The sequence below is a fragment of the Halomicronema sp. CCY15110 genome (assembly GCF_016888165.1).
In the GTDB taxonomy this organism is placed as follows: Bacteria; Cyanobacteriota; Cyanobacteriia; order Phormidesmidales; family Phormidesmidaceae; genus Halomicronema.
The window spans coordinates 1-11,640 of the sequence record NZ_JACSWC010000325.1 but is presented as its reverse complement, the minus strand read 5'-3'; the positions used below and the strand labels follow the sequence as shown (position 1 = coordinate 11,640).

Genomic DNA, 11,640 nt, shown 5'->3' with positions numbered 1-11,640 from the left:
GGTTGTCTGCCTTTGAGGCGATTTCCCGCGTCCTTACCTCACAACAAGCTGATTGGCTACTGGGTTGAGCAATTACGTAAATTGAGTCACGATGCTCGCCCTCACATTGCCATTAACTGCGGGTTTCTGAGAGGGCGCTGTCTTCGAGATATTGTGGGTACTCTTCAGCAGTTTGCCAGTGGGCGCTAGCGGGATCGATTAGGGAGGCGATCGCGGTCTCAGGTTGACCCGATGGCGCTAAGGCCGCTTGGGATGACTCAGCGATCGCCTGGGGCGCGAGGGTGTGAGAGAACATAGCCGACTGATCGGGTAAGTCGAGGGGATAGCGATATTTATGCCACCCCCGGCCAGCTAAGGTGCCGCTGACAACCAAAACGCCCAAAAAGGCTAATAGGGCTTGACCTTCGGCCATGCCCAGCAAAATATTAACGGTGCCCGCTGTCACAACGGTACTAATGATGGGCTCTCTTTGAAAACAACGTTTGATGAACACAGTGGGCTTAGAATTGGACGACAAAAGGGGGCGGTTATGTAGCTGACGGCAATGCTAGCAGGCGATCGCTTACCAGGGGCAGGGGCAGGGCATGCCAATTTTGACTTTCTGATCTTAGCGGCGAAGCCAGACGCCTGTTTTCCAGCATGGATACACTGGTGCATCGGGGCGATCCTGACTGCTGAGCTTTCACAACGGTAGAAAATGTGTCGTCAGTTGGCAGCGCGACCAGGACAGCTAGGATAGCGACACACCGCTGCCGCGACAACTATGCCAAGCCCAGCCAGGTCATAATTCCTTTGCCGGTTAAGTATTCAATGGCAACGATCGCCACAAAGCCGAGCATCGCGGCGCGACCGTTAAGCTTTTCGGCATAGGTGGTAAACCCCGCTTTGGGTCTGGCAATAGTGGGCGTGACGGTCGGCTCTAAATTAGTCATGTTGGCGCGAATAAAATCCGGAAAACTATCCCTGATCATCCTAAGCAATGAGCAAAACGTCAATTTCGGATCTCCACCACGGCTAGCAATCCCCTCCCGGCTGGCGAGAACGGCCTGCACTGGGGGCCTCGCGATGACCTAGCCCTGCCCTGGGAAATTTAGAGGCGTTGGGCAAATTCGGTGGCATTCATCGGCGGGCCGACCCAATAGCCTTGGATCAGATCGCAGCCAAAGGATTTGAGGGTAAACATTTCCAGCTCAGTTTCGATACCTTCAGCAATGACTTTGAGCCCCAGGTCGTGGGCCATAGCCACGACGTGCTTAAGAATGGCTTGATTGGTGGGATTTTCGTGAATGTTGCGGACAAAGGAGGTGTCGATTTTGAGAATGTCGATGGGCAACTGTTGGAGATAGCTGAGGGAGGCATATCCCGTGCCAAAATCATCCAGCGCAATGCGCACCCCCAGGGCTTTGAATTCATGCAAGAGCGCGATCGCGGGTTCGACATCTTGCATCAAGGCGGTTTCCGTGACTTCTAACTCCAAATGGTCCGGCGGGAGCTGTGTGGCCGTTAAAATGTCGCGGATTTGCTGCACCAGACTGGCTTGATTGAGTTGCACACTAGACAGGTTGACCGCGACCGCCACCACCGGCTGGCCCGAATGCAACCATTTGGCCGTCTGCTCACAAACCGTTTTCAGCACCCAGTCCCCGATGGCCACAATCAGTCCCGTTTCTTCCGATAGGGGAATAAATTTGCCGGGTGAGATGTAGCCCGTTTCGGGATGTTGCCAACGAATCAGGGCTTCGGCCCCAATGATGCGGCCCTGGCTCAAGCTGTACTTGGGCTGATACCACACTTCAAACTCATCGCGTTCGAGGGCGTAGCGCAGCCAAGTTTCAATCTGCAACTCATCCCCCGACACCACGGGCAAATCTGATCGGTAAAACCGATAGGAATTACTTTTTTGCAACTTGGCCCAATCGAGCGCGGCATCGGCCTGGCGCAGTAAGACGCTAATATCGGTCGAATCTTCGGGAAATAGCGCAATGCCAATACTGGCAGTCATAAACACCTGCTGACCGGGCAGAGAAAAAGAGTGCCCCAAGCTGGTAAAAATATCGGCCAAAATCTCAAGGATGACGTCTCGATTTTGCGGAGCAGGCACCACAATCGCAAACTGATTGCCCGTGAGTCGCGCCACCGCAGTGGATCGGGGCAAAATGCCGGTCAGCCGCTGCGAAGCCGCCGTGAGCAACATATCCCCCGCCCCATATCCCAAAGTGTTGTTGACCTGGCGCAGCCGGTCGAGGCTCAGGGTGAGCAACGCCACTTGTTGGTTGCCCTGGGCAGCCCGACGCATCGCTTGCTCTAGCCGCTGCTTTAACAGGCGGTAGTTGGGCAGTTCGGTCAGAATGTCGTATTGCGATAACCGATTGAGACGCTCGGCGGTGTGCCGCATCAGGGTGTTGTAGCGGGTGGTGAGGGCATCTTGTTTGCGCAAGCGAATGGCGATCGCATCTAGCAAATCGCGATCGCTAAAGGGGGCAATCAGACAATCATCCGCCCCCAACCCGACGGACTGCCGCCAGCGCAACTCATTCCGAATGGTGGTTAACAGAATGATCGGGATAGAGAGCAAATCGGGCTCGTGCTGTAGATATTGCAACAGCTCAAAGTTGTCACCCCCAGACAGCTCTAAGCCGCACAAAATCAAATCGGGATATTGCTTGCGGATGAGCTCTAGCGCGAGGGTACTGTCTTCCGTAATCAGGGTTTCATACCCTTCTTGAGCCAGCAGGGCCAGGTGCAAGGCCCGCGGCTCTCCCGCAGCTTCGATAACTAAAATCTTACGCATATGACTTCCGACGGAAACTAGCTAAAAAAGTTGAGGCGACCAGGCCAAATTTAGATGGCGCAGCGAAACTTTAGGGTTTTGCTGGATCTCCCACCGTCACCAGAGCGGGGCAGTCGAGTGGATAACGCTGATGGCAGATGCATGCCACATCACGATCCAACCGCCGCTTGGCTACAAACATCAAACACCCCCGGTGGTTCATGCCCCTGGTTCAAATGCTTCAACCCGCCGCGATCGCCGACCACCATAGGAAACAGCCCCAACCACTCACCCGCCCCAGCCTTGGCGGATTGCCGCAGGCGCTGGCCCAGCGCAATGAGGGCTCCGACCGCTAAACCCCAGCCTGGCCAATTCAGGGTGGTCGGGTGAGGGGCGATCCGGCAAAAGCGGTGAAGGGCGGCGGTCATGACGGGTGAAAGAGAGGGGCGACATTGGTGGGCAAGCGCGCGCGAACAATTGACTTTACCTTGCCGTAAGCCTGGCTGGGTTGGAAATAGCAGTTGCAAATCTTCTCAAGTTTAAGGATGGCTCACACATGGCTCACAGCACCGCACAGGCTAAGAAGCACACACTTGCTCTAACGTGGCTAAAAAAGTCGGATAGGAAATGGCGGCGGCTTCAGCCCGTTGCACAACGGTGGTGCCTTGGGCTCGCAGAGCGGCGATCGCCAAACTCATGCCCACCCGGTGATCGGTAAAGCTATCCACCGTGCTGCCCTGCAAGGTCGAGAGACCCCCCGAAATTTCCAGCCCATCGGGGAGTTCGGTGACGTTGGCCCCCAAGCGATTCAGTTCGGCGGCCATCACCGCGAGGCGATCGCTCTCCTTCACGCGCAACTCCGCCGCATCTTTGATCACCGTTGGCCCTTCGGCAAAAAGTGCCGCGACGGCGAGAATCGGAATTTCGTCAATCATGCGAGGAATCAGATCGCCGCTAAAGGTCGCGCCGCGAAGCTGACTGTAGCGCACCCGCAAATCCGCCACGGGTTCTCCGGTCACCAGACGTTCGTTCTCTAGGGTGATGTCGGCGTTCATGGCTTGTAGCGCCTCTAAAACGCCTGTGCGGGTGGGGTTGACGCCGACATTTTCGATCACCAATTCCGAACCGGGGATGATGGCCGCCCCGACCAACCAAAAGGCCGCCGAGCTAATATCCCCCGGCACAATCACCGTTTGACCGTGCAGCGTGGTCGGGCCATTCACCGTCACTGTGCAGGCGGCCTGGTCAACGGTGAGGTCAGCCCCAAAGGCTTGCAACATACGCTCACTGTGATCGCGCGACAGGCTGGGTTCCGTTACGGTGGTGGGGCCATCGGTGAGCAGCCCCGCCAACAGCACACAAGATTTGACCTGGGCGGAGGCAATGGGGGAGTGGTAGTGGGTGGGCTTGAGGGCTTGGCCCTGCACCGCTAAAGGTGCCAGTGTGTTGCCCTGCCGCCCCCAGATCGTGGCTCCCATTTGTTGCAGTGGCGTGATCACCCGGCCCATCGGGCGCGATCGCAGCGAGCGATCCCCCGTGACGGTGAAGAAGCGATCGGGATGCGAGGCCAGCAGGCCCAACATGAGCCGCAATGTCGTGCCAGAGTTGCCGGCATCCAGCACGTCGGCAGGCTCCTGCAAGTTGCCCAGCCCCACACCCTGTACCGTGACCCACTCGTCTTCCAAGTCGGAAACTTCGACCCCCATCGCCTGAAAACACTTGGCAGTGCTGCGGGGATCTTCCCCCAACAACAGTCCTTGAATGCGGGTTTCGCCTTGGGCGATCGCTCCCAACATCAACGCCCGGTGAGAAATCGACTTATCGCCCGGCACCTGAATCTTGCCGGTGAGCGCCACCCCAGCAGCGGGTACCCTCACAGTCAGTTGTTGATGCGGCGGAGCAGACGTGAGTTGCAGTAGCGATCCAGGCATGGCGATGTGTGTAATGAACCGCAGCAATCTTACGGTTTCCGGCGGCTGCCGACAAGAGAGGCCGTCGCCCACGCGGCCCCAGCCCCAAGCTGTAATACGCCGGTTTTGATCGCTAATGGCTGCTGACTGATGGTTTACGAAGCAGAAGGCGGCGGGGGCGGTTGCAGGACAAAGCCAGGCGAAGTGTAGTCGTCGGGGAGATAGTCAGCCGGGATGGTGGAATGATTGCCATCACGCAGCGACGAAAAGTGAGGCGAGAGAATTTCGATGTCGGCGGCGTTGCAATGGTCTTGAATGTTTTGGTGTAGCTCTGAATAAATGCGGGGCATTTTGGTCGGCAACGACGTGTAGGCATTGAGCTGATAGCTCACGTTGAAATCGTTCAAGTTGGTCTGTAAGACAAACGGTTCCGGCGTCGATACGATGTGAGTGGTCGCTTTGGCCGCCTCCACTAAGACTTCATGCACCTTGCGCCAGGGCAGGTCATACCCCAGCGTAATGGTTGTATACAGCAGTAGATATCCCTTGGACTCGCGACAGATCGCGCTGTAATTGACCACGTTGCTATTGAGTACCGAGGCGTTGGGAATGGTGACGGTTTCTTGTTTCGGCGTGACCACGCGCGTCACAAACAAGGATTTGTCTTGCACATTACCAATGGTCTCATTGATGCGAATAAAGTCGCCGAGTTGAAAAGCGCGGGTATAAATCAGAATCAGGCCCGCCAAAGCGTTAGACACGGCAGAAGAGGAGCCTAAGGTGACCAGCGCCCCGATAAACAGTGAGACGCCCTGAAAGGCGGGTGAGCCAAACCCTGGCAAATAAGGGCCGGCCATTATCATCGCGATCGCGATAATCAAGATCGTGGCCAGACGGTTAGTCGGCTGAATCCATTCTGCGTAAAACCAAGGATAGGTATTGGGACGCCCCAATTCACTAATGATTTGTTGGGCGAACTTTGTGGCGTAATAGGCGATGACGGCAATCACAGCTACCATCGCGAGGTTGGGCAAATAAACCACAAAGGCTTGCACCAACCGGTTGAGACGAAAAGCAATGTCTTGCAAAATGCTGTCGCCTAGGGTCTCAGTGGCGGAAAATTGACTCAGCACAAACGGCACATAGATGTATAGCGCCACCAAGACCAAGACAATTCTAAGCAGTTTGACAATGCTGGTTAATAGGTAAGCAGCGGCCCCAGCCTCTAGCAGCGGCATGGAGCCGACTTGCAGTTGCAGGGTGCCCGCGCGGCGTTGCGCCCGAATGCGCACCAATAGTTTAGACGCAATAAAAAATAACCCCCGCAAAAAGGCCAATAGCGCGATCGTGCTGATCAATGTCGCGACGATACTGATCACCTGGCCCCGCACGCTGCGATCGCGGCGGTATTCCGTGAGGCCCGTGCGAATCATATCGGCGGCGGTTTCCGCCAACTCTGGATGGGTCGCGTCGTAGACAGCAGCATCAGCCTCACTCACGGTCAGCAATACAGTCTCACCGACCAAGACAATCGTTTGCCCTTCGCCAGGCTCTACCCGAATGTCATCAGCCGTGAGATCCGTCGTTTCGGTAATCGTGATCAGGCGCTGCTCAATAATGTTGGCCCGTTCTGCGGGCGTCGCCACATTCCCCACCCCTTGACGAATCCGAAAAATGACCCGGTCATCCAGCATCACTGGATAACCATCCACCTCGTTGCTGATCTTGGGTTGAACTTCTGTCGGCACAGCGGCATCGTCACTCGCCTTGGGTGCAGCGTCTTGCCCCCACACTGGCGTCGCTACGATGAATAGCAGTAATGTCAGCCCCAACAGCCAATAATTTACCCAGCGCCGGTGACAAGTCCCCCAGAATTTCATGCCATGCCTACCCTTAGCCAACACTCGTCAGGCGTCGTAATGTTCCTCATAACATTACTGAATCAAGGGAGAGTTCAAACAAGTTTTTGCGGTCAATGTGATGTTCGGACATTGGCAAGATGGCCCCACACTTTTTCCCTGGAGGGCAAATTTTTAAGCGCCGAAGGCAGCCCCCATCAGGATTTGAGTTACCCTACACGGTTCAGTTTAAAAAAATGCGGCTAATTTAATGTGTTTGGTATATCTGCGGTCTATTTAGAAACGTGAGGTTGCGTACTATGGGTCGATTGGCCCTTTGAGGAACATTACGTATGAGTGGAAATGCAGCTCGAGTTCAGGCGATCGCTCAAATCACTAACCGCAAGCCGATGACGCCAAAAGCTCCTGAGCGTCTGGAGGACATGTGGGCTGAGAATGTTTTTAACCTGCAAAAGATGCAGGCCAGCTTACCCAAAGCGGTTTTCAAGTCGATCAAGAAAACCATCTTGACGGGCGAAAAATTGGACGCTTCAGTCGCCGACTCGGTGGCCATGGCCATGCGCGACTGGGCCATGGCCAAGGGAGCGCTGTATTACGCCCACGTGTTTTATCCCATGACCAACCTCACCGCGGAAAAGCACGACGGCTTTATTTCGGTGCAGGGAGATGGCAGCGTGATTTCCGAATTTTCGGGCAAGGTGCTCGTCCAGGGTGAACCGGATGGCTCGTCCTTTCCCAATGGTGGCATCCGCGATACGTTTGAGGCCCGCGGCTATACCGCTTGGGATGTGACCAGCCCGGCTTATATCATGGAGACGGACAACGGCTCGACGCTATGTATCCCTACCGTATTTGTCTCGTGGACGGGGGAAGCGCTGGATAAGAAGGTGCCGCTGCTGCGCTCGATCGCGGCGATGGACACAGCCGCTAGCAAAGTCTTGAAGCTGCTCGGCAATGATGAAGTGGCCCACGTCAACTCTAGCTGTGGCGCTGAGCAAGAGTATTTTTTGGTGGATTCTAACTTTGCCAGCCAGCGGCCTGACTTGCTCTTGGCAGGGCGCACCCTGTTTGGCAAGGCCCCAGCCAAGGGTCAGGAATTTGACGACCACTACTTTGGGGCGATTCCCGAACGGGTGCAGGTCTACATGCAGGATGTGGAGGAAACCCTTTACAAGCTGGGGATTCCGGCCAAAACTCGCCACAACGAGGTCGCCCCCGGACAGTTTGAAATTGCGCCCTTCTTTGAAGCGGCCAACGTCGCCAGCGACCACCAACAAATGATGATGACGGTGCTCAAGTGCAAGGCCAAAGAGCATGGTTTTGTGTGTCTGCTGCACGAGAAGCCCTTTGCTGGCATCAACGGCTCCGGTAAGCACGTCAACTGGTCGGTGGGCAACTCGACCCAGGGCAACCTGTTAGATCCCGGCGATTCGCCCCATGAAAACGCGCAGTTCCTGGTGTTCTGCGGGGCCGTGATTCGCGGCGTTCATAAATATGGCCCCCTCATGCGGGCCGCGATCGCCACGGCCAGCAACGACCATCGCCTGGGCGCGAACGAAGCCCCGCCCGCGATCATGTCGGTCTACCTCGGCACCCAGCTTGAGGAGGTCTTTGACCAGATCAAAAACGGCTCTGTCTCTGATTCGAAGCACAAAGACGTGATGGATCTAGGGCTGAGTTCCGTGCCACCCTTGAGCAAAGATGCGGGCGATCGCAACCGCACCTCACCTTTTGCCTTCACTGGCAACCGCTTTGAGTTTCGGGCGGTGGGTTCTAACCAGTCCGTCGCCGGGCCGCTGATTGTGCTCAACACGATGCTGGCCGACTCGCTGGAGTGGGTGGGCAATCGCCTAGAGACCGAACTCGGCAAGGGCACCGAACTCAGTAGCGCCATCATTATGGTGCTGAAGGAAGTGATGGAACTGCATGGGAACGTCATCTTTGGCGGCAACGGCTACTCCGAAGAGTGGCACACCATGGCAGTCAAAGAGCGCGGGTTAGAGAACTTGCCCACCACGGCTGACGCCCTGCCAGTTTTGAAAGCAGAGTACGTTAAGGATCTGTTCGAGAAGACGGGTGTGCTGACCCCGGTGGAACTGGAAAGCCGCTTTGAAGTCTACGCTGAGCAGTACATCCTCTCCATTGAAGTGGAAGCCAAGCTCGTCATCAATATGGCGAAAACGATGGTTTATCCGGCCGCCGTGGAATACCTGTCCCAGCTGTCGTCCACCATCGCGAACCTCTCCAGTCTGGGGGTGAGCCTAGAGACGGGCAGTGCGCAAACGGTGGCTGACTTGGCGAGTGCCTTGATGAAAACCACGGGTGAACTGAGCGCGGCTTTGGAGAAGCATGACTTTGCCTCGACCGAAGAGCATATGAATTACTGTGCCTTTACCCTGCGTCCCTTGATGGATCAGGTGCGGGAGTCTGGTGATGCCATCGAAGGGGAAATTGCGGATAGTGCCTGGCCGTTGCCGACTTACCAAGAGATGTTGTTCATCAAGTAATCTCTAACTTCTCTCTCGGATTGACATTGTGAGCGCCCAAAGGTTTTTGGGCGCTTTTTTCATGGATTTAATTACCTGATGCGCCAATGTTAATTTTCTCAACCTGCATCGCCCCATGATCACGTCGATCAACGCAAAGAATCATTTTGCCAGTTTTGCGGATTGGTCTGAATGTAGGCGCGGATGTTGTCTAGTTCTGTTTGGTTGTGAATGATGCGATCGTGATAGTTGCGTTGCCAAACGGGATTGCCAGGGGTATGGCGCATGCGGTTGATTTGGCGCGTAGAGACAGATTTATAATTGCCCACGATCGCGCCGATCGATCCCGTTGGGGGGCCGTGGGGGCGATCGGGATGTGTTTGGGTGGGCCGTAGGGGCGAGGCATTTTGTGAACAATGTCTGGGACTGCCAGAACGTGACAACCAAAATGCCTCGCCCCTACCGGATGTCGATGGTGACCGCTCCGATTCATCCCCGGCGGACGCATCGGGCCATTCGACAATTTGCATGATGCCGTGGACGTGGTTGGGCATCACCACAAACGCATCCAACCGAATATGGGTGAAATGCTGGGCCAACCGTTGCCAATGGGCCTGCGCGGCCCGACCCGCATCATTCGCGATCATGCGGCCATCGCCAATTGCCCCCAACAAATGTTGGCGCTGGTGGGTGCAAATGGTCACGAAATAGTAACCGGGCGCGGCGTAATCATGATGGCAGAGGCGGGTAGATCGCCGTTTATGAATCTGGGGATTGTAGGGCACCGCAGATGACTCAAATGGATTCTGCGTTTAGGATTCCCCAGCAGTGACAACGCGATCGGTTAACCATTGGATGGCGATGGGTTTGATGCACCGTTGGTCGCACCGATGGATTCCGGCGGGGGGCGTGGACACGATCGGTCAAACTATCCCCGGGTCGTAGGGGCGAGGCATTCTCGCCAAATCCATTTTGGCCTAATCCAGAACGCTGCTCCGAGAATGCCTCGCCCCTACCGGATGTTGGGGATGCACAAAATACCTCGGTTAATCCGGCGGCACCGTCAAAATGCGCGATTCAATGCCTGCCCACACTTGGGGCGACACCCGCACCGCCGCCTCTTTACAGCGAACCATCAATTCAAGGGTATAGAAACAATCCGTTAACGCCTGGATCGCATCCCCCGTTTCGGCATCCAAAAACAGCAATTCTTGAAGGGCGATCGCGCTCTCACCCACGGGTCGCCATTAAGCACCCGCAGCAAAAATCTGGCTAACCTCAAGTTGCAACTCTGGAAAGGTGTTGGAAACGAGGCGATCGCCCCGCCGAAATCGCTGCATCTGATATTCGCCCTCCACCCAGTTACAGACGGTCACGGTGGGCTGTTTCGGGACTCCTACATATCGCCGTCCCCCTAACCCCAGGTAATCCACAATCCAATATTCCGGGATGCCCATCGCCTCATAGTCGGCCCGTTTGTGGTCGTAGTCATCGCGCCAGTTGGTGCTCACCACTTCCACTACCAATGGCACCGAGCTGCCTTGCAGAATGGTGGATGCGGCTTTCCACCGAGGCTCTGCTGCCAGGGCGGTTTTGTTCAATACGGTGATGTCGGGTTTGTAGCCAGTATTAGGAGTCGCAGGCTTGAGGGTGCAGGTGCGCGGCAGCACGTAGGGCAAACCCAATCGACGAACTTCAAAGTTGAATTCTGCTACCAGGAACGCGATCGCTTCTTCATGCTTGCCGGTCGGCTCAACCGCGATAACTTCTGCGTTGATTAATTCATAGACGCCGCCATTCTCTGGATAAGCTGCCAGAAATTCTTCAAAGGTGAGCGGTTGAGTCTGTGCTTGTACCATGGTGGTGCCTTGCTCCAGGGTGCTTTCAGCTTAGCCTGTTGCTATTCACGGACAAACTAGCTTTCGTTCTTGCCTACTTTCTTCTTGAGCCACCGAAGCAGAGCCGCCAAATTAATGCTCAACGCCCCTTCTGCAAGTTCCGCCTCCCCAACTTTGATGATTCCTCCGAGCAGCGGTTCTTGGTCTTTGCTTTCTCCTTGCTGAGAAAGCACTAAAATATTGGGAGAAAACGGCTGTTGGATCTGAAGATTCTGTATTGTTGACTGTTGCTGCTGAATCGTAGCTGCGGCTAGTGCCAACTGGCCCTTGAGATGAAAAATTTGAGCATTTAGACTTTGCACTTGAATGCTACTCATATCTGCCTCAATCTGGCTGGAAGGTAGCCTCAAGTAGATATCTAAAGCGAGTCCAATGTTCTCTAAAGCTTCATCTTTGTTTTCTGGAGTCACAGACAAAATAGTCGAACCTGAGTCTTGTTCATCTAGCTTGACTTTTGCACTCACTCCTATCTCTTTCAGAAACTCATAAAAATATTGGAGGTATTGAATACAAGCAGTTTTCACCTCATTAGGAAAGGAGAAATATTCAATCAGAGATTCCGTATCAAATTGAGATAGAAGACGCTTAATAGTTAATCTATGACTTGTATTTATGTGTTTTAAAAGTTTAAGAGTTATCTCCCTTAGTGGTGCAGAAAAGTCCTGAGAGTATTGATGTAGCTAGATTCTCAGATTGAGAAGGGGAGCCATCTGTGAG

At 54.9% G+C, this 11,640-nt stretch carries 11 protein-coding genes; 1 reads left to right on the top strand and 10 read right to left on the bottom strand.

What is annotated here, in order from left to right; all coding sequences use genetic code 11:
* Positions 1–112: 112 nt before the first annotated feature.
* From JUK32_RS15515 to JUK32_RS15490, 6 genes are all read right to left on the bottom strand, one after another.
* Complete coding sequence (locus JUK32_RS15515; protein WP_204139776.1) at positions 113–493, bottom strand: hypothetical protein; 381 nt, start codon at positions 491–493, stop codon at positions 113–115.
* 268 nt (positions 494–761) lie between these two features.
* Positions 762–932 carry a chlorophyll a/b-binding protein gene (locus JUK32_RS15510; protein ID WP_204139775.1) on the bottom strand — a complete coding sequence of 57 codons (171 nt, stop codon included), beginning with the start codon at positions 930–932 and terminating at the stop codon, positions 762–764.
* A 158-nt stretch (positions 933–1,090) separates the two neighbouring features.
* On the bottom strand, positions 1,091–2,791 hold the full coding sequence (locus tag JUK32_RS15505; RefSeq protein WP_204139774.1) for a bifunctional diguanylate cyclase/phosphodiesterase: 1,701 nt from the start codon (positions 2,789–2,791) through the stop codon (positions 1,091–1,093).
* Positions 2,792–2,940: 149 nt separating this feature from the next.
* Entirely contained in the window at positions 2,941–3,198 is a 258-nt protein-coding gene (locus JUK32_RS15500; protein WP_204139773.1) for a hypothetical protein, read from the bottom strand.
* A 150-nt stretch (positions 3,199–3,348) separates the two neighbouring features.
* Complete coding sequence (gene aroA, locus JUK32_RS15495) at positions 3,349–4,701, bottom strand: 3-phosphoshikimate 1-carboxyvinyltransferase (RefSeq protein ID WP_204139772.1); 1,353 nt, start codon at positions 4,699–4,701, stop codon at positions 3,349–3,351.
* Positions 4,702–4,835: 134 nt separating this feature from the next.
* The gene (locus JUK32_RS15490; RefSeq protein WP_239112712.1) at positions 4,836–6,560 is read right to left on the bottom strand and encodes a mechanosensitive ion channel family protein; all 1,725 of its coding nucleotides are present in this window, start codon (positions 6,558–6,560) and stop codon (positions 4,836–4,838) included.
* A 311-nt stretch (positions 6,561–6,871) separates the two neighbouring features.
* Here JUK32_RS15490 and JUK32_RS15485 point away from each other — a divergent pair, with 311 nt between their 5' ends.
* On the top strand, positions 6,872–9,046 hold the full coding sequence (locus JUK32_RS15485) for a glutamine synthetase III (protein WP_204139771.1): 2,175 nt from the start codon (positions 6,872–6,874) through the stop codon (positions 9,044–9,046).
* Between the two features lie 128 nt (positions 9,047–9,174).
* Here the strand turns inward: JUK32_RS15485 and JUK32_RS28475 are convergent, their stop codons facing one another.
* The 4 genes from JUK32_RS28475 to JUK32_RS15465 form a co-directional block, all read right to left on the bottom strand.
* Complete coding sequence (locus tag JUK32_RS28475) at positions 9,175–9,810, bottom strand: transposase (protein WP_204139770.1); 636 nt, start codon at positions 9,808–9,810, stop codon at positions 9,175–9,177.
* A gap of 261 nt (positions 9,811–10,071) precedes the next feature.
* A complete protein-coding gene (locus tag JUK32_RS15475) occupies positions 10,072–10,263 on the bottom strand; it encodes a hypothetical protein (RefSeq protein WP_204139769.1) in 192 nt (63 codons plus the stop codon).
* 9 nt (positions 10,264–10,272) lie between these two features.
* Entirely contained in the window at positions 10,273–10,884 is a 612-nt protein-coding gene (locus JUK32_RS15470; RefSeq protein WP_204139768.1) for a Uma2 family endonuclease, read from the bottom strand.
* A gap of 56 nt (positions 10,885–10,940) precedes the next feature.
* Entirely contained in the window at positions 10,941–11,447 is a 507-nt protein-coding gene (locus tag JUK32_RS15465; RefSeq protein WP_204139767.1) for a hypothetical protein, read from the bottom strand.
* Between the last annotated feature and the right edge of the window lie 193 nt (positions 11,448–11,640).

Bases quoted from the DNA above. Each gene is read 5' to 3' on its own strand.
- JUK32_RS15510 (WP_204139775.1), bottom strand. From the start codon at position 932: ATGACTAATTTAGAGCCGACCGTCACGCCCACTATTGCCAGACCCAAA.
- JUK32_RS15505 (WP_204139774.1), bottom strand. From the start codon at position 2,791: ATGCGTAAGATTTTAGTTATCGAAGCTGCGGGAGAGCCGCGGGCCTTG.
- JUK32_RS15500 (WP_204139773.1), bottom strand. From the start codon at position 3,198: ATGACCGCCGCCCTTCACCGCTTTTGCCGGATCGCCCCTCACCCGACC.
- aroA (WP_204139772.1), bottom strand. From the start codon at position 4,701: ATGCCTGGATCGCTACTGCAACTCACGTCTGCTCCGCCGCATCAACAA.
- JUK32_RS15490 (WP_239112712.1), bottom strand. From the start codon at position 6,560: ATGAAATTCTGGGGGACTTGTCACCGGCGCTGGGTAAATTATTGGCTG.
- JUK32_RS15485 (WP_204139771.1), top strand. From the start codon at position 6,872: ATGAGTGGAAATGCAGCTCGAGTTCAGGCGATCGCTCAAATCACTAAC.
- JUK32_RS15470 (WP_204139768.1), bottom strand. From the start codon at position 10,884: ATGGTACAAGCACAGACTCAACCGCTCACCTTTGAAGAATTTCTGGCA.